This is a genomic window from Thioclava sediminum, assembly GCF_002020355.1.
Lineage (GTDB): Bacteria > Pseudomonadota > Alphaproteobacteria > Rhodobacterales > Rhodobacteraceae > Thioclava > Thioclava sediminum.
In genome coordinates this window covers 19,225-40,988 of record NZ_MPZV01000003.1, presented here as the reverse complement: position 1 = coordinate 40,988, position 21,764 = coordinate 19,225, and the positions used below count along the sequence as shown (strand labels likewise).

The following is a 21,764-nucleotide window of genomic DNA, read 5'->3' as shown; positions in this document are numbered from 1 at the left end:
AGCATCTACCTTGAGCGCCCGACCCACTCCCTTTCTCCAGCTGCGCAAGCCCGTGAGCCGCCGTCAGAAGCTGCTTTCCGCGCTCGCCATCTGGGTGCTGTTTTTCGGCATCTGGATCGTCGCCTCGGCCAGCGGTCTGGTGAACCCGCTTCTCGTCCCTGCCCCGCAGCAGGTCTTCGCGACCACCTTCGATCTGTTCTTCAGCCGCGGGTTCGGCAGCGACGTCCTGATCTCCATCAGCCGCGTGCTGATCGCCTTCGCGCTTGCCAGTGCGGTCGCGGTGCCGCTGGGTGTGATGATGGGGTCCTTCCCCGCGATCGAGGCCTTCTTCGCGCCCTTCGTCTCAGCGTGGCGCTACCTCCCCGCGCCGTCCTTCATCCCGATCCTGCTGATGTGGTTCGGGACCGGCGAGGCGCCGAAACTGGCGCTGCTGTTCCTCGGCGTGATCTTCTTCCTGATCACCCTGATCATGGACCACACCAAGAATGTGCGCGAGGAGCTGGTCGAGACCGCCCTGACGCTGGGCGCACCGCGCCACAAGGTCGTGGCCCGGGTGATCTTCCCCGCCGTGCTGCCCGATATCGTCACCGCGATGCGCCAGATGCTGGCGATGACGTGGACCTATCTGGTGATCGCCGAGATCGTCGCCTCCACCACCGGTATCGGCGCGATGATGATGCGCGCGCGACGCTTCCTGAACACCGATGAAATCCTGTCGGGGATCGTCGTGATCGGCGTGCTGGGGCTGCTCTTCGACCTCACTTTCTCCGCCCTGCACCGCTGGGCCTTCCCCTATCTGAGAAAGGCGTGACCATGAGTGCCGAAACCGCATTGGAAATCCGCGAGATATCGAAGGAATTCGAGCTCTCGGGCGGGCGCAAGCTGGTCGCCGTCGAGGGCGCGGGCTTCACCGTCGAACGCAACTCGATCTGTGTCCTGCTCGGCCCGTCGGGCTGCGGGAAATCGACGATCCTGCGCATGATCGCAGGGCTCGAGACCCCGAGCGGCGGCGAGATCGTCATCGGCGGCCGCCGCGTCGAGGGACCGGGCCGCGACCGGGGCATGGTCTTTCAGGCCTATACCTCCTTCGACTGGCTGACGGTGCGCAAGAATGTCGAGTTCGGGATGCAGATCAACGGCGTCCCGGCCGCCGAGCGCCGCGAGCGGGCCGAACGTTTCATCAATCTCGTGGGGCTCGGGAAATTCGCCGAGGCCTACCCGTCGCAGCTCTCGGGCGGGATGCGTCAGCGCGTGGCCATCGCGCGCACGCTGGCCAACGACCCGGAAGTGCTGCTGATGGACGAGCCCTTCGGCGCGCTCGATGCCGAGACCCGCTGGCTGATGCAGGAGCTGATGATCGACGTCGCCGAGAAGACCAACACGACGATGGTGATCGTCACCCACGATCTGGAGGAGGCGATCTTCCTCGCCGACAAGATCGTTTTTCTCTCGAGCCATCCGGGCCGCGTGAAAGAGGTGATCGTGCCCGAGTTCAAGCAAGGCGCACGCATCGCCGACAAGGAAAGGGCCGTGAAACTCGACGGCTACTCCGATCTGGAGGCCCATCTGATGCGGCTGATGCGAGAGGAAGGACGCGGCAAGGAATGAGCGTGACATTCGACTTCACCGACAAGACCGTTCTGGTCACCGGCGCTTCGAGCGGGATCGGCTATGGCATTGCCGAAGGCTTCGCGCGCGCGGGCGCCGATCTGATCATCCTGTCCGAAACCGAGACTATCTATGACGCTGCCGAAAGCCTGCCTGGCAAGGTACGCGCAATCCGCTGCGACATCGCCGACGCCGCGATGGTGACCGAAGCGCTGGCGGATATCGAACGCGTCAATGTGCTGGTGAACAATGCAGGCCTCGAACGCCCCACCCCGCTCAACGGTGCGAACCCGTTGGGCAATGCGACCTTCGAGAGGATCGTGGCGATCAACATCACCGGCACACAGAACGTGACCGACGCGCTGATCTCGCGCATCCCCGAAGGCGGGCGCATCCTGAACACCGCCTCGATCTGGGCGCGCACCGCCGTGCCGGGCTTCTCGGCCTATGTCGCGAGCAAACACGCGCTTCTGGGCCTGACCCGGACATGGGCGCAGGAACTGGGCCCCCGCGGCATCCGCGTCAACGCGATCTGCCCCGGCTGGGTGAAAACCGGACCGGCGGCCAATTCGCTGCGGGAACTGGCGGAATCCAGCGGCCGCAGCGAGGCCGAGGTCGAAGCCGAGATCATGGCTGCGCAGGCGATCGACGGGCTGATGGTGCCCGCCGATATGGCCGATCCGTATATGTTCCTCGCGTCCGAGGCGGGCGCGAATATCACCGGTCAGGCGCTCAACGTCGACCGCGGCGAGGTAATGTCATGAACCTTCAGGGAAAAGTCGCGCTGGTCACCGGCGGCTCGCGCGGGATCGGGCGCGCCATCGCGCTGGCGCTGGCCGAACAGGGCGCGAAAGTCGCCTTCTGTCATCCCGACGACGCGCAGGCGCAGGACACGCTGGCCGAGCTTCAAAAGCTGACCGAGGCGGAATCCCTGCCCGCCGATGTCTCCGACGAGGCACAGGTCGAGGGGATGTTCGACGCCGTCATGTCCCGGTTCGGGCGGATCGACATTCTCGTGAACAACGCGGGCATCCTGCGCGAGAGCCCGATTGCCGAGACGAAGATCGACGAATTCGACCGGGTGATCGCGGTGAACCTGCGCGGCACATTCCTTGCGTCGCGCGCTTTCGTGCGCCGCACTGAGGAAGGCCGGATCATCAATATCGCAAGCGATCTGGGCTTTCTGGGGCGCGAGGAAATGTCCGCCTATACCGCCTCGAAAGGCGCGATCATCGCGCTGACCCGGACGCTGGCGCGCGAGCTGGCGCCAAAGATCCTCGTCAACGCCATCGCGCCGGGCTCGATCGAGACCGATATGACGAGCCCCGCCTCGATGAGCCCCGAACAGCTGGCAATCGACATGGCGACGCCGCTCGCCCGGTTCGGCCAGCCCGAGGATATCGCCGCGATGGCCTGCTATCTCGCGGGCCCGCAGAGCAATTTCATCACCGGTCAATGCTTCGGCGTGAACGGTGGCAGCGTCATGACCTGACAGGAGCGACCCCATGTCCAGCGATCCCCTTTTCCACCCGGTTTCCGGCTTCGATCTGCCGCGCTTCGCGGGCGTGCCGACCTTCATGCGCCTGCCGCATGTCGAACTCGACAATCCGCGCCTGAAGGATGTGCAGGTCGGGTTCATCGGCAGCCCCTGGGATTCCGGCACCACCAACCGTCCCGGCCCGCGCCACGGGCCACGCCAGCTGCGCGATCTCTCGACGATGATCCGGGCGCAGAACGGCGCGACCGGCATGCGCCCCTTCGAGATGGTCAATTGCGCCGACCTCGGCGACGTGGCCCCGAACCCCGCCGACATTCAGGATGCGATGGACCGGATCACCCGGTTCTTCGAGACCGTCCGCGCCCATGGCATCCGCCCGATCACGGCGGGCGGCGATCACCTCAATTCACTGCCGATCCTGCGTGCGTTGGGCACGCCCGAGCCGCTCGGCATGGTGCATTTCGACAGCCATACCGACCTGTTCCACAGCTATTTCGGCGGCAACATGTACACCCACGGCACGCCGTTCCGCCGCGCCATCGAAGAGGGTCTCCTGGACCCGAAACGCGTCGTGCAGATCGGCATTCGCGGCTCGACCTATGACAGCGAGGATCGCGATTTCGCCGATAGCGTCGGCGTGCGCGTGATCCCGATCGAGGAATTCCATGCCCGCGGCGTCGAGGATGTGATGGCCGAGGCGCGCGAGATCGTCGGCACCAAAGCCACCTATCTCTCCTACGATATCGACTTCATCGACCCGGCCTTCGCCCCTGGCACCGGCACGCCCGAGGTTGGCGGCCCCAATTCCTATCAGGCGCTGCAGGTGGTCCGCCTGCTCGACGGGGTCAACATCGTCGGCGCCGATCTGGTCGAGGTCTCCCCGCCCTTCGACGCCTCCGGCGCGACCGCTTTCCTCGGCGTCTCGGTGATGTTCGAGATCCTCTGCCAGATGGCGGTGACCATGACCCGCCGTTGATCGCCGAGCTGCCCGCTCACCCCACGCGGCGCATACCCTTCGCGTGGGTGCGATAGACCGGGGTCATGTTGTTGTCGAGACTTGCGCCGAGGTCGAGATCCGCCTCTTGCAGCCGGGCGACCTCCTGCAGGGCGAGACCGAGATAGCGCGCGATTTCCTGCGTCGAGAGCCCGAGGTCGCTCAGCGCAGAGACTTCCAGCGCGCGATCCGGTCCCGTTTCCTCAGCGCGCGCCCCCGACAAAGGCCAGGGAATGGTCTTCGGCCCGCAACTGTCCTGCCGTGGCTTACGCGGCAGCGGGAGAAGGTCAGGGCTGTTTTCTGGGGTGATCCAACGAAACATCCGCACACTCCTTCGAGCTTGGCTATAAGGCCCGTTCAGCTAAACCGCATCCGGCCCGCCGCGCCATTGACCGCCGTCAATGCGAACCGCGCAGACCCGGTTCGGTGCGCTCTCTGGGCAGGGTTTTGCCAATCCACGCAGGGCGCCCGGAGGGGCAACACGTCTTTTCACACTTCAGGCACTGGATTGGGTCGGAGCGCGGACCGAAACCCGAGCGCTGATGCGCAACCTGCGACAAGGGCCGCAGCCTGCGCGGTCATGGCTGCGATTGACGCCCAATAATGCCGCGCGCGCCGCGCGGGGGTATACTTGGATATTCGCGGAGGGTTGGGGCTACCTCACCCGTTCGAGTCTGCTCGAAGAGCCTTTCGCGAAACCCGCCGGCCACCGAGCGTCTGTCCCCAAGGCTCGGCCGGCGGGGCCGTTTTCATGCGCGTTTCAAAACTCCGCCGATGGCGCACCGCAGGTCAGTGAGTGCGCCACGATGCGCAATATTATTGCGCGAAACGCCTCTCATATTTTAGAAATCTACATTTCTCTACAATTTCTCGCCTGACAGATGCCCCCTGAGGCGGCAAGATTCCTCCAGTCACAAAAGACGCGTGTTGCCCGACCACTGCCATCGATCGGGGGGCATAAAGGGGGGGGGGGGAATATGTTCAATACTCAGGCCATACGGCCGCAAGTCGACGCGAAATGCGAGGACTGCATCGCGCGCCAGACAGGACTTTGCAGCGCCTTCGAGAGCGAAGCGCTCCTCGATTTTGCACATCGAAGCTATCGTGAAACCTATCACCAGGGGGCCGAGATCGCGGCTCAGGGTGAAGTGGCGGAACGGGTCGGTATCGTCGCCTCCGGGCTGGTGAAGGTCGTCGTTCTGACCGAAGGCGGGGACGAATACGTTCTGCAAATCCTGCGGGCGGGGCACCTGATCGGGGATCCGGACCGCGAGGTGAACGGGTTTTCCAGCGAGGCCGCCACCGACACCGCGATCTGCTGGATGGCGCGCCAGACATGGCACAATTTCCTGCAAACGCATCCGCAGATCTTCCGCGGCTGTCTCTCGGCGCTGAACCGGCAGTTCGAGGAGCTGCAGTTGAGCGTCGTGAAAATGCGCGGGCGCAGCACCGTGCAGCGGCTCGCGCTTTGGCTGATCGAACAGCTCCCCGGTGCGCCCGACGGCAGCACACCGCAAATTCGCATCGTGCTGACCCGGCGCGATCTGGCTTCGCTGTTGGACATGACGGTGGAGACCCTTTGCCGCGCGCTGCACCAGATCGAAGAGCGCGGCGCGATCCGCCTGCTTGCGCCAGACCACCTCGAGGTCAGGGACCTCGGACGGCTGCGGCGGCTTGCGAAATACCAGAATGAGCGGATTGGCGCGGCCCTTGCCGAGCCCGGTCCCGCACCGCGCCTGTCTCAACGCGAGGCATGGTCCAGGGGCGGAAAAGCCCCCGTCTCAAAGCTCGGGTCCGAGGGACATGCGCCCGGGCGCACACCGGACTTCGCCACACGCGGAGGGCAGCGATAGACCGCGGATGCACCGCCCCCACGGTGTGGCGGTGAGTCAGAAATCGCGCGATGCGCATTGATCGTGGTCAATGCGCGCGGCCTCACGCGCGGCAAAGCTCGCGATGTGTCAGATCACATCCCGGGAGGCCCCTATGCCACGCAATTCCGACGCGATCGCCCGCACCAACGCGGGCTATGCTGACCTCGTGAAACGCCTGCTACCGCCAGACGGGCCGGACCCGGCACTGCTTGGCCCGATCGTCGCGATGCAAACTCAGGCGGCCGATCGCATGTTGCAGCTAAATCAGGAATGGCTGCGCTTCACCACCGATCGGATCACCTGCGACCGGGCCCTGCTTGCCAGCCTGTCCAATCCCGGCGATCCCGCCGCAATCGTCTCCGCCTGGTCGGAGTTCTACTCCGGCGCGATCGACGATTACTCCGCGCTCTATCGCCGCCTCTGGGGGCAATACGCCGAGGAGATGACGGAGACGGTATTCGACAGCCAGAAGCAGGTGCAGGACCTGTTCATGACCTCCCTGCAAGGGGCGGGTTTCGGCGAGCACCGCCACGCGACCCCGGTCTGAGCGACCGAAATGGGAAGGCCGGATCTGCCTCTCAGCGGCGGGCCCGGCAGGTATAGTTTTGTGCGATTTTTGGTCTTTCCTCCACGGTGGGACACGAGACCGAGTATGATTTCATGAGTGATCAGGGCGTGGTGCCAAGCGCGAAATGAGGTGGCGCCAGTGGTAAATTCCAAACGCGAAGAGACCGGACCGAATACGCGTGCCTCGCGCACGGCGCTTGCCGAAGGTATGGGAGACATGATCTCGCTGATGCCGATCCCGGTCGCAGTGTTCGACACCGCGACGCGTCTGGTAGCGACCTCGGCGGCGTTTCAGGAGAGCTACGGCGTCGCTATCTCCGGTGCGAGCGAACCGGGTGACGGCGACCTGCTACCGTGGCTACCGGAGGGATACCCCGCCGCGCGCGATAAAGCGCTTACCGGAGAGGTCGTGCAATGCGACGAGACCCGGACGACGCTCCCCGATGGGCGTGTGATCCGGAACCGCTGGATTACCGCACCGATCCACCGCGACGGCGGCGTCGCGGGGATCATCCTCATCATCGAGGATATCAGCGCCGGAAAGGACTCGCTCCCGCCGACCGCTCTGCGCGCGGAACGGATCGCCGAGGCGATGGATGCCGCCGGGATCGCCCTGTTCGAGGTGGATTTCGACCGTGATGCGTTCCTCGCGACCGGATCCGCCCGGCAGCTTCTGGAGACGCAGGAGGTGCCCGACAGCTACGAGAAATGGCTCGCCCTCGCCGCGCCGGAGGATCGTGCGCAGTTCGACGCGGTCTATCGCGCGGCGCTGGACCCGACGGGCAGCCGAAAGTTCTCGATCGAGTTCAAGCTCGCCGATAGCGCCGCGCCCAAAGTGATCGAGTTGCGCGGCAATATCCGGTTCGACGAGGCCTGCGATCCGCCCCGTCCGCTGGGCGTCGTCGGCGCGATCCTCGATCGCACGGAACGCGCGCGGATATCGGAGGCGCTGGTACAGGCGCAGCGGCTGGAAACCGTGGGCCGAATGGCGGGCCTTATCGCGCATGATTTCAACAACTTGCTGACCGTCATCCTGTCCAATCTGGAGCTTGCCTCGCGCGCCGAGATGGCCGAGATCGCGCGTGACCATCTGGAACGCGCGATCGACGCGACGCAGATCGGCGCTGGGTTCAATCAGCGTCTTCTGGCGCTTGCCGGTGCGCGGACCCCGAAACCGGTGTGCTTCGACCTCGATGCGCAGCTCGCCGAGACATGGACGCTGCTGGAGCGGGTACTGGGCGAACAGGTGCATCTGCGGCTCTTGCCCGGCGCCGATCACGGCCAAGTCTACATGGATCGCGGGGAGTTGGACGGCGCGCTGCTCAATCTCGTCATCAATGCGCGCGACGCGATGACGGCCACCGGTACGATCACCATTCAGACCGGCTGCGCGCGGTTTGACGCGCATCAGGCCGCCGAGATCGACGGCGCGCGGCCGGGCTGCTTCCTCACGGTGAGCGTGACCGATACCGGGCAAGGCATGACCCCGGACGTGCGCAGGCAGGCTCTCGATCCGTTTTTCACCACCAAGGATGCGCAGGTCGGGAACGGGCTCGGCCTGACCAGCGTGGCGAGTTCGGTCGCGCGAGCGGGCGGCTTCCTGCATATCGACACGGCACCCGACAAAGGCACCACGATCACGCTCTATCTGCCCGAGACCGAGGGGGAGCCCACGCCCGCGCCTGCCGACCATCACGACGCGCTGCGAATGGGCGATGGTCAGCTGGTGCTGGTGGTCGAGGACGACCCGCTGGTGCGCGAGGCGGTTCTCGACCGGCTGGAGGCTCTGGGCTACGCAGTGATCGAGGCCGCGAACGCGTCCGAGGCGCTGGCGCAGATCGAGGCGGGCGAGCCGGTCGAGCTGCTGTTTTCCGACGTCGTCTTGCCCGGCACCTTTTCCGGCTTCGACCTTGTCGATCGCGCCCGCGCCCGCGATCCCGCATTGCCCGTGCTTCTAACCTCTGGCCATACGTCCGAGCCTTTCTCCGGGCGGCCCGAAACCGAGCGCGAGGTGGAATTGCTCACGAAGCCTTATTCTCTCTCGACGTTGAGTGCGGCGGTCGCGCGTGCGCTCAAGCCGGAGGGACCTCCCCCGTGATCTGGCCGGTGAAGACATAGCCCACGCCGCGCACGGATCGGATCATCCGATTGGCATCATCCGCCGGTTCGATCTTGCGCCGAAGCCGGGCGATATGGGTGTCGATGGTCCGGTCATAGGGCGACCAGTCGCGCCCGTGGAGCACCCGGTTGATGTCGTCGCGCGAGAGCACCTGCTCCGGGCGACTGAGGAACAACTCAAGCAGTTTCGCCTCCGTTCCGGTCAGATCCTCACGGCGACCGTCATTATGCTCGATCACGCCGTGACGCAGGTCGATACTGCTGTGATCGATGCGCAGCCGCTCGCGCGGCACGTTGCGGGTCCGATAGCCATCGAGCACCCTGCGGATGCGGATCGCGACCTCGCGCGCGGCGAAGGGTTTGACGATGTAGTCATCCGCCCCCGCCTCCAGACCGCGTACCCGGTCGAGCGGTTGCCCTTGCCCGGTGATGAAGATGACGGGAATATTGCTGCGCCCGCGCAGAACACGGGCGAGTGCGAGACCGTCATCCGCGCCCAACCCCAGATCGAGCGTCACGAGATCGACGTCGCCCGCTTCGATCTCCTGCATCATGCCAGTGGCGTCCGATGCCTCGCGCACCGACCAGCCTTCCGCCTCAAAGCAGTCCCGTAGCGCGCCGCGCACGGAAGGGTCATCTTCGACGACGAGAATTGTCTGCTGTTCCACAGGCGCGACCTCCTATCCCCTCCGCACCTATCGGGAGCGTCCCGGCGCTTTTCATGGCACCGCAAACCCCTGTCCCGAATTATGTCATGATCGGCGCCCCCTGTCCGCCCTGTCTTTGATGGTGATCAAGTGTCAGAAACGGTACAGGAAATTAAACGTGATCGTTCCCTCAAACCCGTGCCGCCACCGGATTTCGTCGTGCCGGATGGTCTCGCCCGCGGTCGAGAGCGCCGCCGCCGAGACCGAACCGGAGCCCACCGTCGTCGTCCCCGAAGAACGCGAAATGAGCGACGCCTGCCCCGTCTCCTGCACCCCCAGAGAGACGGCGAAGGCGCTGTTCCGGCCGATTTGCTGCTCGAAGACCATGCCCGCCCGCAGGACCGGTTCCACACGGGAATATCGGGACCGCTCGGGCGCGTTGCCGGCCGAGGCGAGCCCCGGGATCGAGAGGGTTTCCTCACTGCGACCGCTTGCCGACACCGCCTTCGCGCCGAGATCGAGATAGAGGCCGAAGGACAGGTCGCTGGTCACTAGACGCCGCCCGCCCAGCCCCAAGGTGAGGCTCTGGCTGCGCTCGTGCAGGCGCGTGCGGCGGGCGCTCTCGATGGCCGGGATGGCCCGGCTCGCCGTGAGGGAGGCCGTCGTCGTGTAGGTTTCGCCCGTGTGGCGCGACAGATCCCCGAAGCCGAGACGCGGGCCCCAGCTCCAGTCGCGGCTGTGACCCAGCGGGCTCGCGATCACGCCGCCCAGCTCGCGCACACGGCTATGGGCGCTGACCCGTTGCGCGACCTTCACGCTGTCCGGCTCACCGATACCGATAACGGAAAACCCGCCCGGATCGAACACGGCCGCCAGAGCTGTGGCCTCTCCGGTAACGCCATCGAGACTGAGCGCCGCGAAGCCGCCCCCGCCTGCGCCGGGCGAAAACGCGTAGGTCTCGATGCGATTGCCAGTGACTGCGGGCGAGAAGGACTGTTGCTCGATATGAACGGTGCCGCCATACCCGTCGGGAAGGGACAGCGAGGCTGTCGCATTCGCCCCCGACAGCGTGCCCCCCGCGCCAAGCATCGGGTTCAGATCGATCGCGATATTGCCCTGCCCCGTGCGCGGCCCCGTCAGAAGGAGCGTACCGGAACTCGGCAGGCCCGCGACAGTTTGCGCCTGCGCGAAACCGGAGCCGCGCCCGAAGCTCAGACCGAGCTGAGGCCGGGTCGAGAAATCCGGGGTCCAGCCCGCCTGCGGAAGGATTTGCAAAGGGCGCACGGGGCCTTGCAGCCCGAACTCCACACCGCGCCCGTCCTCTCCGGTGATCTGGGAGCCCAGCCCCGGCACGAACGGTCCGCGTTGGGGCGGCGCCAGCGACCAGCCCTGCCACATCGAGGGCGGCTGCGCGAGCGCCGGGGGCGTCAGCGTGGCCAGCGCGACCAGCCCGCCAAGGGCGCAGCCGATGGGGCGGACTATGCCGTCACGCCGTCGCATTGATCGTAGCAAGGCGGCTCAGAAGGGCCACCAGCTCCTGTTGGCGCGACGTTTCGGTCTTGCGCATCACCGCCGCGAGCTGATTGCGCAAGGTTTCCTTCGACATCCGCCGGCGCGAGGCCAGCTCGCCGATCGACTCCCCCGCCAGCAGCGCCAAGGCGAGATCGGCCTCCTTCGCGTTCATGCCAAAGAGCCGCCAGAGAAAATCCTGATCCAGTTCGAGCGGCATATCGAGGTCTTCGTAGATCACCGCGAAATTCGGCCCGGCGCCCGGCAGGCCAACCGCCTCGCCCGCGGCCAGCCGGATGATTGTGAGGATCTCACGCGGCTCACCGCGATTTCGCGGCACGGACATGACCGCGACGCGCTGGCGCAGGCTGCCTTGCAGCGACTGGATCTGCGTCGCGAATTCGTCATCCACGATGGGATCGGACAGCCGCAGCGTCCCGTCGGGCGAGACTTGCAGCGCCCGACCATTGCGCAGGATCGCCCGCGCCCGCCCGTTCATCCGCGAGACGTTGCGCCGCTCGTTGCACAGCACCACCGAGAAGGGCAGAATTTCCAGTAGATTACCGCTCAGACGCTCGGCCGCGTCGAGCCGCTGGCGCACCTCCATGATCCGCGTCGCCACATCGAGCTGCCGGGCGAGCCGGGTCAGGAAGTCCTTCAAAGGCCGCCGCAGCTCCGCCTCCAGATGGCGCGGATAGCGAAGCTCGATCCCCAACAGATGACGCTCGCCACGATCGAACAGGACCCCGGCGAGACAGGTCCTGGGCGGGCTCGTCCGGCGCAGCACCTGCCCCATCTGCCCGCCATTCACCGTATCCACACCGAGATCGCCGTCGTCATAGACCCGGCCGATCTCCTGCCCGTGCAGACTGTGCGCCCAGCCATCGGGGGCGCGCATCTCCTCGGCAAAGGCCCGGCGCAATTCCGGGTTCGGCGTATCGAGAAGCAGGAAGTTCCCTGCGCCCTGCATCCGTTCCAGCCCGACAATCATCGGCGTCGCTTCGGGAAAATTCATCGCGACGACCGCGAGCACGGACCGAAATAGATCCCCTTCGATGGCAGATGTGAAAATTTGATCGACCGCTGCGCCGTTCTCAGCGTGCATGCTCAAAGACATGGCGAAATCCCCTTAACCCTCTGATTAAGGAAATCCTCCGCCACGGAGAAATTTCGACAATGACAGTCATCAAGCCTGCCTATGCGCGCCGACAATGTGCGGCGCGGACAGAGGCGGAATCAGTGGGTCCCGACGATCACTTTTTTGCACTGCAGGTCACGCCACCCTCGCCTTCGACGTCCAGTCGCGCCGAGACGACGGCATGTGGACCGGCGGAGACATAGACCTTGGACAGCGTCTGCGCCTCGTCCGCGCGGGTGGCGAAAGCGCCGCCCTGCGTGGTGCTGGAGGTGCCGCCCGCACCGCTCGAGATCACGGTGAAGGAGTAGCGCCCGCGCATTGCGCGCGCCGATTGCACCCGCGCGGTCAGCTCGAGATGCGGAGCTGCGGGGCGCTCCGCGATCTCGCAGCTGAGAGGGGCTGCGCCTTGTGAGGTTTGCGCACTCATCGCGAGCGCCATTCCGAATGGCATCCCTCCGATGAGGACAAGCAGCCCTCCACGACGCAGGTAGTCGAGCATTTGCAGGTTCCGAGGCATGGTGTGCCTCCTTTCTCGTCCCCCTGCCCCGCACGCGTTGCGACGGGCGGGGCTGAACGGACGGCTATCGGTTTCATTTCAGCTCGAACTGAATGCCGATCGAGCCGTTTCCGCCAACGCTGCTCCCGCTGCGGGTCACACCCAGCCGGGTCTCACCCTGGAAATGGGTCTCCGTCTGGTAGTTGCCGAGCTGAGAGATCGAGCTGCCGAAACCGGAGCCCGATTGGACGGTCCCCGCGACATTGTTGTGGCCGCTCTGCGTGGTGGAAGCGTCATTATAGCTGCCCTGCTGCTGCGTGACGGCCACATTGCCGCGTGAAGGCTGCGGGGCGATGGATGCGATGGGGGCGCTACTCGGATCATAGAAAGGCCGGCTCTGAGCCGCAGCTTCCTTCGCGATAACGCTCAATGCGAGAGCGGCCAAAAGCCCGGTCGCGAGGATCGCGGGGGGCGCCGTGGGGGCTCTCATCTGTGTTGCGAAACTCATAACCTTTCTCCTTGTTGCTGTCGCGACGGCACAGCAGCCGCCTTCAAGACGTTGATCGGGCGGATCGCAGCCCGCCCGATCAACCATGGGACGTCAGTTCTGAACGGTGCTCGACACGTTGCCGACACCGGTCTGGACCGTGGCCGACGAGTTGCCGACATTGCCCTGAATGGTGGACGAGTAGTTCCCGAGGCCCAGCTGATCGGTGATCGAGTTGTTGAACGCGCCGGTCTGACCGGTGCCCGAGAAGTTGGCGATCCCACGTTGCACCGTGGTGCTGGTGTTGCCGTAGTCGCGCTGCACGGTGATGGCCGCGTTGTTCATACCGAGCTGCGTCGTGCTCGACCCGTTGAACCAACCCATCTGGTCGGTGAGCGACACGTTACCGCCTGCGAGGGCGGCTCCGGCGCCGGAGAGAACGACAGCGGTGGCGAGAAGCAGATGTTTCATGGTGATGGTCTCCAGACTAAAGAATGTTGATCGATCCGGATCCGCGTCCCGATCGTTCTTCCACGCTACGCCGGAGCTGCGCCGGGATCGGGGACGCAAACATCATCGAAGACGCCCCGATCGCCATGCGCTTCGGCCTGAACGCTGCCCCTTCGGCACCGCCCGACCGCTTGGCGGCCGCGATAGTTCACGTACCGGCGCAAGTGGTGCGCCAGACGCGATATCCTTGCCCACTGCGCGCATATGGCCGCGCAGTTGCCCCGAACGGGTCAGCGCGTGACGCGGGCGCGGGACGGGCTGCGGCGGATGGGGCGCGAGCCGTGGCGGTCTCGCTTGCGCCCGCGCAATGACGAAAAGCCATTTGGGTGAGACGCAGGCCACCAAACGGAGGCAGATCGGCGGCGACGCTTCCCCCGCATGTCAGCGCATTGACGCGCGACAAGACACGGTCGGAAAAGCCCACCGCTTGAATCTACGGGAAGCTGGAAATAGCGAATATCTCGGAGCTGTTCGGTTGATACCGGCGACTCTGGCCGTGCTTATGGAGAGAGCCGCGCGACTCAGGCCGGAGGGAACTCGGGAAGGTCTACACGGACCACGCGGCGACGCGCGCCCGAAATGCGCAGCGCGCGCTCCCGATACGGAAACGCGCGCCACTCCCCCCTGACAGACACTGCGAGCGGTGTCTCTTTATCGACCCCTACCGCCCGCGCGGCCTGCCCCCACACACATGCCAGTTCCTTTCAATTGCGACGCTCCATCAGCAGCGCGACCAGCAGGCCGGTTCCGACCATGCCCAGAAGCACCCCGGCCCAGGGCACGGGATGGCTGCGCACGCTTCGACGCAAGTCATGCTGCGCCTCTGCCAGCGAGTGGCGCATTTCGAGAACCGCGTCGCGGGTATCCTCCACGAGATCGTGACCCCGCTGCGTCGCCTCCGCGCCAAGATCGCTGGCCCGCAGCCGACCATGACGTCGCAACGCCTGCGCCAACTCCGTCACATCGTCGCGCAGCTCTTCGAGATCGGCGCGTATCGCCTCGACGGCGTGGCGCTCGCGATCCTCGATATCGGCGCGTTCGTGTGCTGCGTCGCTGGATGTCTTGGCCATGGCGTTTCTCCTCTGATCCGATTTTGAACCGTGCGACAGGTTGGCAGGATGCAAAGCCGCAAGGCATTCCGCATTGATCGCCGTCACTGCAAAATGCAAACGCGCGGCTCACGTGACCTTCAGCGCCTCTTGCAGCTTTTCGCGGAAATGGCGCGGCGAGAGGCTCGCGAGGTTGGAGTGGATCTCCCGGCTCACGCGCGCCGCCAGAGCCGCGGACATGGCATCCCGCATCGCGCCCAGCATCCGCGGCGGCGCGACGAGGACCAGCGTGTCGAATTGCTCTCGCCCGAGGCGCTCTTCGAGACGTTCACACAGCTGATGCGCGAAAGCGATCTCCGGCGCGTGGTCCGGATCGCCATGCGGCGCCATCGTGGCCCGCCGCCCGGGCGACCCGCTCGAGAAGCTGCGACCCGCCTTATCGCGCGGGCTCTCATGCGGCGCTTTCAGCTCGAAGACCGCCTTGCTTCCCTCGGCATCGGCCAGCACGTGCGCGCTGGCGGCGTTCATCACCACAATCCATTCGGTTTTCTTCGGCTGTCGCATCGGCTCACCTATTTTGAGAACAGCACCGGCAGGTGGGATTTTTCCAACAGGCGCGTGGTCACCGCGCCGATCACGAAGTCATAGAGCCGCGAATGGCCGTAAGCGCCGACGGCGATCATCTCGGCCCCGCGTTCGCGCGCGGTATGGAGCAACGCATCGCCCGCTTCCGAGGTCGTCTTCATCCGATCCAGAAGCGTCACGTCGAAGCCGCGCCGGTCCAGCGCCGCCGCGAGGTCGTCGCGCAGATCGTCCACGGCCTCCCGCTCGCCTTCCGACGGAGAGACGGAAAGCAGATCGATCCGCGCGCCGTGCGCCGCAAGATAGAGCATGTCATGCACCGCCCGCATCGCCTCGCGGCTGCACGAAACCCCGACGAGGATATGCTGCGCGGGGTTGTTCAGTTGCGCAGCCTCGCTCACCACCAGAACCGGACGCCCGGCCTGGCGGATGAGTTGCTCTTGCATACGCACGTCGCCCGCGCGCCCGACATGGCCAGGCACCCGGGCAGAGATGACGAGGTCGGCGGCGCGGCAGCTATCGACGAGAAAATCGATCAGCGCGTCACGCACACCACTGGGGGTCCGAAATTCGCCCTGCACATCTTCGGCCTTGAGCGCATGTTCAAACGTCTCGCGGATCTCAGCCGCCTCCTTGCGCTGCCAGTCGACGAATTCGGGATAGACGATCGGATCGCTCGCCAGATCGCCGCCCAACAACGGCAGCGGCTCGACGCCATGCGCCCCGATCAGATGCGCCTCGAAGCGGCGACACAGCGCGGCCGCCATCGGGGCGAGCCAGCGGGCTTCGTCGGTCTCTAGAAAGGCAGCGGCAATGGTTCGCGGAATCATCTTGGGGCTCCTGAGTGGTCACAACGGCCCGAAGCTACGGCGCCGCGCGCAAAACGGCATTGATCGTGCGCAACGTCGGATCCTTTCGCGAGGCCGCGCGCCGCTATGCGCGCCGTCAATGCGGGTGCCGCGCCGGACGTGAGAGGCTTGAACTCGTTCCACCGAGACATTTCTCACGGGAGTTTCTGCATGTCTGAGCGACGGGGTCCTGACCGTGGCCCTGCCGAAAACCGTCGAAGCGCGCGAGAAAGATCGCCGCATCGACGTCAAGGCGCGATGAGCGCGCATCACCCGGGCGGCCCTTCGCGCCCTGAACTGTCAGCGCGACGGGCCGCCCCCTGAACCGGAAGGACAGTCCGATGACCAGACCCGTATTTGCAACCCTCGCAGCCCTCGCATGGGCCTTGCCCGTCAGCGCGGAAGAGGCCTCCAGCAGCCCGATGACCGCCGCGCAGATGGGGGCAGATCTTTACCAGAATTACTGCGCCACCTGCCACGGCAAGAGCGCTGCGGGCGACGGGCCGCTCAGCGAATATTTCACCACGCAGGTGCCGGCGCTGACCCAGCTTTCGGCGAAGAACGGTGGGGAATTCCCGCTCGCGCGGGTCGTGCATCTTATCGACGGCGGCCAGCAGATGCCCTTCCACCGGGGCGCGATGCCCAGCTTCGGCCCGACGATGATGGAGGATACCGCAGGCACGGTCGGCGCGCTCAACGCGGAGGTCTACACGCGCGGGCAAATCCTGCTGATCGCGGAATATCTCGCAAGCATCCAAAGCTGAGGCCGCGACCTCAGCGCTCCAACCGGGAGGTTTGACCGATGAAAGTGACCGGCCTGAGTGCCATCGACCACGCCCCGCAGATCGTGGCGGAATGGCTAAACGATCTGGAATATCGCTTGGACAACAAGGACCGCAGCCACGCCTATCTGCTGCTGCGCACGACCTTGCACGCGATCCGCGATTTCCTGACCACCGCGGAAGCTGCCGATCTCGGGGCGCAGCTTCCGGTGCTGCTGCGCGGGATTTACTACGACGGCTTCGTGCCCTCGCGCCAGCCCGCGCATCCGCGCAATCGGGACGCCTTTGTCGGACGAGTGGCGGAGGCGTTTGCCGACCGCCCGCTCGACGATCCGGAAGCGGAGGTCGCGGCGGTGTTCGATCTGCTGCATGAACGGATTTCCGAAGGCGAATACCGGCAGGTGACGCAAGCGATGCGCCACTCGCTGCGCAGCCTGCTGGCCTGACCGGGAGGGACTGCTAGGCCCGATCCTTGCCTAACGGTCGCGCCTGCGCCGTGGCGAGGATTTGCGCGACCTCCGCATCGGGAACCTGCCCGAAATAGGTGTAATAGGCCCCGACCGCCCCAAAATACGACGGCACCAGCGGGCAGATCACGCGGTCGGCCTCGGTGCGGATCGCCTCCAGTGCGTCCTCTGATGCGACCGGGATCGCACAGACCAGCTCTGCGGGACCGGCGGCGCGCACCGCCCGCAATGCCGCGCGCATCGTGGCCCCCGTCGCCACCCCATCATCCACGAGGATCGCGACCCGCCCGGCCAGCGGCAGACCCGGCGCGCCGTAGCGCTTGATCCGGTCCGCGATCACCTCGCGCTCGCGGGCGGCGAGGCTCTCCAGCGTGGCCGCATCGCAGCCGCTCGCGCGGATCACATCGGCATTGCGCACCAGCACCTCGCCACGCAGCCCCGCGATCGCCGCAAGCGCCACTTCGGGATTGCTGGGCGCACCAAGCTTGCGCACGAAGACAAGATCCAGCGGCAGATCGAGGCTCTCGGCCACCTCCCACGCGACCGGCACTCCGCCACGCGGCAGCGCAAGCACCACCGCGTCGCGCCCGCGATAGGCCTCAAGCTGACGCGCGAGGACGATCCCCGCCTCGGTCCGGTCGGTATAGCCTTCGAGATCACTCATGCGGGCCTCCCTTGCCCATGGACGCGGTCGGAAGCCAGCGTGCCGTGCCATCGAGAGCGCGGCATTGATCTTCAACAACGGGACATCGACGCAATCGCCGCCTAACCGCGCCGCGCTCCGCAGAAAGTGAAAAGAAATTCGGGACCGCCGAAGCCCTGGCCCTATGTCGATCTGGAGCGGCTGCGGCGTGTTCGAACGCTGCCGGGCCAAGCAGGAGACCTTCGCCATGAGTTTGAAAGACAACCGCATTCTCGTCGTGGGCGGCTCGTCCGGGATCGGCTTCGGCGTGGCGCAGGCGGCGTTGGACCGCGGAGCGCAAGTCACCATCGCCTCACGCGCGGCGCAGAAGGTCGACGAGGCCTGCGAACGGCTGGGCGGTTCCGTCGAGGGCGTGACGCTCGACACCGGCGATGCGCCTGCGTTGGAGGCCTTCTTCGCGGAGCGCGAACCGTGGCACCACATCTTTTGCTCGGCGGCCAGCACCAAGGTCGCCGCCGTAAAAGAGTTGCCGCTAGAAGACGCCCAAGCCTCCTTCGAGTCGAAATTCTGGGGCGCCTATCGCCTCGCCCGTGCGGCGAAGCTCGCGGATGGCGGCTCGCTCACTTTCACCTCGGGCTTCCTGTCGCAACGGCCCAAATCCGGCGCGGCGATCCAGGGCGCGATCAATGCAGGGCTCGAGGGGCTGACCCGTGGCCTCGCGCTGGAATTCGCGCCGGTGCGAGTTAACTGCATCTCCCCCGGGCTGGTGAAAACCGAGATGTATGACACGCTCGAGGGCGATGGACGCCGCGCGATGTTCGACAATGCGGCCGAGCGTCTGCCCGCGGGCCAGGTCGGCCTGCCCGAACATATCGCCATTCAGGCGCTCGCCCTGATGGACAACCCTTACATGACCGGCTCCACCGTCTTTGTCGAAGGCGGCGGATTGCTGATCTGAGCAAGCGAAAGGACCTCCCATGAAACGCACCCCCTTGGGCACGACAGGCTTTGAGATCGCCCCCATCGTCTTTGGCGGCAACGTGTTCGGCTGGACGCTGGACGAGGCCGAAAGCTTCCGCATCCTCGACGCCTTCATCGACCACGGGTTCGACGCGATCGACACCGCCGACGTCTATTCGAAATGGGCCGAGGGCAATTCGGGCGGCGAATCCGAGACGGTTCTGGGCCGCTGGTTCGAGGCGCGTCCGGGCATGCGCGAGAAGGTGAAGCTGTTCACCAAGGTCGGCTCGGATATGGGCGGGCCGGGAGAGAAAGGTCTCGGTGCGGAGTGGATTTCCAAGGCCATCGACCGCTCGCTGGAGCGGCTCAAGACCGATCACGTCGATCTCTATTTCTCGCATTGGCCCGATGACAGCGTCAGCCATGTCGAGACGCTGGCCGCCTATGACAAGCTTCTGAAGGCAGGCAAGGTGCGCGCGATCGGGGCGTCGAATTACGATGCTGATCTGCTGACGGCGGCACTGGAGACCGCGGATAAAGAGGGGCTGCCGCGCTATCAGGTGATCCAGCCGGAATATAACCTTTATGACCGTGACGGCTTCGACGGGCCGCTGCGCGATCTCTGCCTGCGGGAGAATATCGGCGTGGTCACCTATTTCTCGCTCGCCGCCGGGTTCCTGTCGGGGAAATACCGCTCGAAAGCCGATCTTGAGGGCCGCAAGCGTGGCGGAATGGTCGAGAAATACCTGACCGATCGTGGCATGGCGATCCTCGACGTGCTCGAAGATGTCGCCAGCCAGAAAGGTGCGAAACCGGCCGAGGTCGCGACGGCATGGTTGATCAACCGCGAAGGCGTCAGCGCCCCGATCGCGAGCGCCACCAGCTTGTCGCAAGTGGAAAGCTTCGCGAAAGCCGTCGAAATGAGCCTGACTGACGAAGAAATGCGCCGCCTGACCGACGCGGGCGCTTAATATCTCCTAACTCTCGGGTGGCCCGCCGGGCCGCCCGATCCTCCCCTCCCGACCGGACCCCGTTTACATGTATGAAACCGTTTTGCTGATCGTGGCGGCCTTGATCGTCGGGATGTCGAAGGGTGGGCTTTCGACCGCTGCGGCCATCGCGGTGCCGATGCTGGCGCTGTTCATGAACCCGGTGAAGGCGGCGGCGACGCTGCTGCCGGTCTATATCGTGACCGATTGGGTGGGCGTCTGGCTTTACCGCCACCATTTCTCGAAGCGGAACCTCTATATCCTCGTGCCTGCGATCCTCGCGGGTGTGGCCATCGCAACCCTTATCACGCCCTACACGCCCGAATGGGCGCTGCTGGTCTTCACTGGGTTGATCGGGATCTGGCATGTCGCGCGGGCGTGGCTGAAACGGCATGACGACAGCCAAGCCGAGGCGAAGGTCGTCCCGGGGCTGTTCTGGGGGACGCTGACCGGCATCGCGAGCTTCATCACCCATTCCGGTGCGCCGCCGGTGCAGGCCTATCTCCTGCCGCAGAAGCTTCCGAAGCTGGAATTCGCGGGCACCATCGCCATCGCCTTCGCCATCGGCAATATCGTGAAACTCCCCGCCTATTGGGTGATCGGCCAGCTCGACGGGCTGAACTGGTCGCTGGTCGCGGGGCTTGCGGTGGCAGGCATCGTGGGCACCGTCGCGGGCCGTTGGCTGACCGCGCGGCTGTCGCAGCAGCTCTACATGCGGGTCATCCAGATCATGCTGGCGGTGCTGTCGGTTCTGCTGCTGATCCGCGGCGGGATGCAGGTGATGTGATCAGCGCGGCGGGTAATGGCTGCGCAGCGTCATCGCATCCTGCCCGATCAGCCGCGTGACCGAATTCCCGTTCTCCGAGAAGATCGAACTTTGGGTGTAGTACGGGTCTTCCAGATCGGTCGAGAAGCCCAGCGACTGCACGATTTCCTCGAGAACGACCGAGCGGATATCGCGCATCTGGATGTCCCGGCTGAAGGCGATATCGGCGTCGGTGATCCGACCCGTATTCGTCTGCCAATAGAACGTCACCTTCGCGACAGTGCCCGGTCCTAACCGCCTGCCGTTGAGCCGCATCGAGGGCGTTCCCCGCACGGTGCCGCCCACGGGCGTGTCGGTCAGATAGAGATTGATATCGGCGGGGCGCGCGCCGGCGTAGCTCAGGTGCAGCGCGGCGCCGGTCTTGTTGATCTGGTCGATCGCCGCGCGGGCGGCCTCTTCGATGGCATGGGCGCGCTTGGCGGGGAAGTGCTTCGAGCGGAAGGCGATGCCCACCGTGAGATCGCTGCACTTGCTCGCGGCCCATCGGCGATAGGGCAAGGTGCAGGCGCCCCCAGGTCGCGCGGCGCAGGCCATCGCCCGGTAGAAGTCCCGATCGCTCATCTTACCGGAATTGGCGATGTTGCGATCAGCGGCGGTGTCGCGCGCTTGCGCGGGGAGCGCGAGGCTGAGTGCAAGCGCGAGACTGGCTGCACCGGACATCACCCGGCGCGAAATTCCTGCTACCTTTTCAGACCCTTGCAGACCGATCTTAAAGCCCCCTCTTAACTCAGAACCGAACAGGCGCGGCGGGTGGCGAGGGCGTAGCCCTCAATCCCGAAGCCTGCCAGAACCCCCTCCGCGCGTTGCGAGATGAAGGAATGATGGCGGAAGTTTTCCCGCTTGTGAACATTGGAAATATGCACCTCGAAGACCGGCCCCTCAAAGGTGTTGAGCGCATCGAGGATCGCGACGGAGGTGTGGGTATAGGCGCCGGCATTGATCACGATGGCGCAGGCCGCGTCGCGCGCGCGGTGGATCTGCTCGACGATCTCGCCTTCGAAATTCGACTGGAACAGCGCGACCTCGAAGCCCTTGGGCTGCGCCTCCTCGCGGCAGATCCGCTCCACGTCCTCGAGCGTGTCCGAGCCGTAAATCTCGGGCTGGCGCTTGCCCAGAAGGTTCAGGTTCGGGCCGTTGAGGATATGGATGGTCTTCGACATTCTGCGCTCCGG

At 65.4% G+C, this 21,764-nt stretch carries 26 protein-coding genes and 1 pseudogene; 14 read left to right on the top strand and 13 right to left on the bottom strand.

The genetic code is table 11. The features are described 5' to 3' along the window. Nucleotides 1–52: 52 nt before the first annotated feature. From BMI91_RS12555 to speB, 5 genes are read left to right on the top strand one after another with little or no spacing between them, the layout of a single operon-like run. Entirely contained in the window at nt 53–811 is a 759-nt protein-coding gene (locus BMI91_RS12555) for an ABC transporter permease (protein WP_244176628.1), read from the top strand. A gap of 2 nt (nt 812–813) precedes the next feature. Beyond that, entirely contained in the window at nt 814–1,608 is a 795-nt protein-coding gene (locus BMI91_RS12550; protein ID WP_078601523.1) for an ABC transporter ATP-binding protein, read from the top strand. Beyond that, on the top strand, nt 1,605–2,372 hold the full coding sequence (locus BMI91_RS12545) for an SDR family NAD(P)-dependent oxidoreductase (protein WP_208607985.1): 768 nt from the start codon (nt 1,605–1,607) through the stop codon (nt 2,370–2,372). Before BMI91_RS12550 ends, BMI91_RS12545 begins: the two co-directional genes overlap by 4 nt. Continuing rightward, nucleotides 2,369–3,100 carry an SDR family NAD(P)-dependent oxidoreductase gene (locus BMI91_RS12540; protein ID WP_078605165.1) on the top strand — a complete coding sequence of 244 codons (732 nt, stop codon included), beginning with the start codon at nt 2,369–2,371 and terminating at the stop codon, nt 3,098–3,100. Before BMI91_RS12545 ends, BMI91_RS12540 begins: the two co-directional genes overlap by 4 nt. 13 nt (nt 3,101–3,113) lie before the next feature. Then, entirely contained in the window at nt 3,114–4,082 is a 969-nt protein-coding gene (gene speB, locus BMI91_RS12535; protein ID WP_078605163.1) for an agmatinase, read from the top strand. A gap of 16 nt (nt 4,083–4,098) precedes the next feature. On the opposite strand, the gene BMI91_RS12530 is transcribed toward speB, so the two are convergent. After that, nucleotides 4,099–4,422: a hypothetical protein gene (locus BMI91_RS12530; RefSeq protein WP_146684086.1), complete on the bottom strand. Its 324-nt coding sequence runs from the start codon at nt 4,420–4,422 to the stop codon at nt 4,099–4,101. A gap of 655 nt (nt 4,423–5,077) precedes the next feature. Here BMI91_RS12530 and BMI91_RS12525 point away from each other — a divergent pair. From BMI91_RS12525 to BMI91_RS12515, 3 genes are all read left to right on the top strand, one after another. Then, nucleotides 5,078–5,953: a Crp/Fnr family transcriptional regulator gene (locus BMI91_RS12525; protein ID WP_158522150.1), complete on the top strand. Its 876-nt coding sequence runs from the start codon at nt 5,078–5,080 to the stop codon at nt 5,951–5,953. Between the two features lie 133 nt (nt 5,954–6,086). Beyond that, nucleotides 6,087–6,521, top strand: a complete 435-nt coding sequence (locus BMI91_RS12520) for a hypothetical protein (protein WP_078605159.1) — start codon at nt 6,087–6,089, stop codon at nt 6,519–6,521. A gap of 159 nt (nt 6,522–6,680) precedes the next feature. Next, on the top strand, nt 6,681–8,639 hold the full coding sequence (locus tag BMI91_RS12515) for an ATP-binding protein (RefSeq protein ID WP_078605157.1): 1,959 nt from the start codon (nt 6,681–6,683) through the stop codon (nt 8,637–8,639). On the opposite strand, the gene BMI91_RS12510 is transcribed toward BMI91_RS12515, so the two are convergent. The 9 genes from BMI91_RS12510 to BMI91_RS12470 form a co-directional block, all read right to left on the bottom strand. Beyond that, nucleotides 8,614–9,327, bottom strand: coding sequence for a response regulator transcription factor (locus BMI91_RS12510; RefSeq protein WP_078605155.1), 714 nt, complete (start codon nt 9,325–9,327; stop codon nt 8,614–8,616). The two genes, BMI91_RS12515 and BMI91_RS12510, sit on opposite strands and share 26 nt — an antisense overlap. Before the next feature lie 132 nt (nt 9,328–9,459). Then, the gene (locus BMI91_RS12505) at nt 9,460–10,806 is read right to left on the bottom strand and encodes a hypothetical protein (RefSeq protein WP_078605154.1); all 1,347 of its coding nucleotides are present in this window, start codon (nt 10,804–10,806) and stop codon (nt 9,460–9,462) included. Beyond that, nucleotides 10,793–11,830, bottom strand: coding sequence for a helix-turn-helix transcriptional regulator (locus tag BMI91_RS12500; protein ID WP_146684084.1), 1,038 nt, complete (start codon nt 11,828–11,830; stop codon nt 10,793–10,795). Before BMI91_RS12500 ends, BMI91_RS12505 begins: the two co-directional genes overlap by 14 nt. 238 nt (nt 11,831–12,068) lie before the next feature. After that, complete coding sequence (gene csgH / locus BMI91_RS12495; protein ID WP_143593938.1) at nt 12,069–12,470, bottom strand: curli-like amyloid fiber formation chaperone CsgH; 402 nt, start codon at nt 12,468–12,470, stop codon at nt 12,069–12,071. 73 nt (nt 12,471–12,543) lie between these two features. Further along, complete coding sequence (locus BMI91_RS12490) at nt 12,544–12,957, bottom strand: hypothetical protein (protein ID WP_078605150.1); 414 nt, start codon at nt 12,955–12,957, stop codon at nt 12,544–12,546. Nucleotides 12,958–13,050: 93 nt separating this feature from the next. Continuing rightward, nucleotides 13,051–13,407: a hypothetical protein gene (locus tag BMI91_RS12485; RefSeq protein ID WP_078550614.1), complete on the bottom strand. Its 357-nt coding sequence runs from the start codon at nt 13,405–13,407 to the stop codon at nt 13,051–13,053. A 743-nt stretch (nt 13,408–14,150) separates the two neighbouring features. Then, a complete protein-coding gene (locus tag BMI91_RS12480) occupies nt 14,151–14,516 on the bottom strand; it encodes a hypothetical protein (protein ID WP_078605149.1) in 366 nt (121 codons plus the stop codon). Between the two features lie 108 nt (nt 14,517–14,624). Then, the gene (locus BMI91_RS12475) at nt 14,625–15,059 is read right to left on the bottom strand and encodes a host attachment protein (protein ID WP_078605148.1); all 435 of its coding nucleotides are present in this window, start codon (nt 15,057–15,059) and stop codon (nt 14,625–14,627) included. Between the two features lie 8 nt (nt 15,060–15,067). After that, nucleotides 15,068–15,907, bottom strand: coding sequence for a universal stress protein (locus BMI91_RS12470; protein ID WP_078605147.1), 840 nt, complete (start codon nt 15,905–15,907; stop codon nt 15,068–15,070). Between the two features lie 190 nt (nt 15,908–16,097). Between BMI91_RS12470 and BMI91_RS20355 the strand changes: the two are divergent. The 3 genes and pseudogenes from BMI91_RS20355 to BMI91_RS12460 form a co-directional block, all read left to right on the top strand. After that, nucleotides 16,098–16,187 (top strand): annotated as a pseudogene (locus tag BMI91_RS20355) (hypothetical protein); the annotation flags it as partial. A 79-nt stretch (nt 16,188–16,266) separates the two neighbouring features. Next, nucleotides 16,267–16,689, top strand: coding sequence for a c-type cytochrome (locus BMI91_RS12465; RefSeq protein WP_078605146.1), 423 nt, complete (start codon nt 16,267–16,269; stop codon nt 16,687–16,689). Between the two features lie 38 nt (nt 16,690–16,727). Further along, nucleotides 16,728–17,153: a DUF2267 domain-containing protein gene (locus BMI91_RS12460; RefSeq protein WP_078523151.1), complete on the top strand. Its 426-nt coding sequence runs from the start codon at nt 16,728–16,730 to the stop codon at nt 17,151–17,153. Between the two features lie 13 nt (nt 17,154–17,166). Here BMI91_RS12460 and BMI91_RS12455 read toward each other — a convergent pair whose 3' ends face one another. Beyond that, nucleotides 17,167–17,838 carry a phosphoribosyltransferase gene (locus BMI91_RS12455; protein ID WP_078605145.1) on the bottom strand — a complete coding sequence of 224 codons (672 nt, stop codon included), beginning with the start codon at nt 17,836–17,838 and terminating at the stop codon, nt 17,167–17,169. A gap of 163 nt (nt 17,839–18,001) precedes the next feature. Here BMI91_RS12455 and BMI91_RS12450 point away from each other — a divergent pair, with 163 nt between their 5' ends. From BMI91_RS12450 to BMI91_RS12440, 3 genes are all read left to right on the top strand, one after another. Continuing rightward, nucleotides 18,002–18,775: an SDR family oxidoreductase gene (locus tag BMI91_RS12450; protein ID WP_208607984.1), complete on the top strand. Its 774-nt coding sequence runs from the start codon at nt 18,002–18,004 to the stop codon at nt 18,773–18,775. A 19-nt stretch (nt 18,776–18,794) separates the two neighbouring features. Then, nucleotides 18,795–19,748 carry an aldo/keto reductase gene (locus tag BMI91_RS12445; protein ID WP_078605144.1) on the top strand — a complete coding sequence of 318 codons (954 nt, stop codon included), beginning with the start codon at nt 18,795–18,797 and terminating at the stop codon, nt 19,746–19,748. Nucleotides 19,749–19,815: 67 nt separating this feature from the next. Continuing rightward, a complete protein-coding gene (locus tag BMI91_RS12440) occupies nt 19,816–20,553 on the top strand; it encodes a sulfite exporter TauE/SafE family protein (RefSeq protein ID WP_078605143.1) in 738 nt (245 codons plus the stop codon). On the opposite strand, the gene BMI91_RS12435 is transcribed toward BMI91_RS12440, so the two are convergent. Both BMI91_RS12435 and aroQ read right to left on the bottom strand, forming a co-directional pair. Further along, the gene (locus BMI91_RS12435; protein ID WP_078605142.1) at nt 20,554–21,252 is read right to left on the bottom strand and encodes a DUF2927 domain-containing protein; all 699 of its coding nucleotides are present in this window, start codon (nt 21,250–21,252) and stop codon (nt 20,554–20,556) included. A 62-nt stretch (nt 21,253–21,314) separates the two neighbouring features. Then, entirely contained in the window at nt 21,315–21,752 is a 438-nt protein-coding gene (aroQ, locus tag BMI91_RS12430) for a type II 3-dehydroquinate dehydratase (protein ID WP_078550630.1), read from the bottom strand. Nucleotides 21,753–21,764 lie beyond the last annotated feature (12 nt).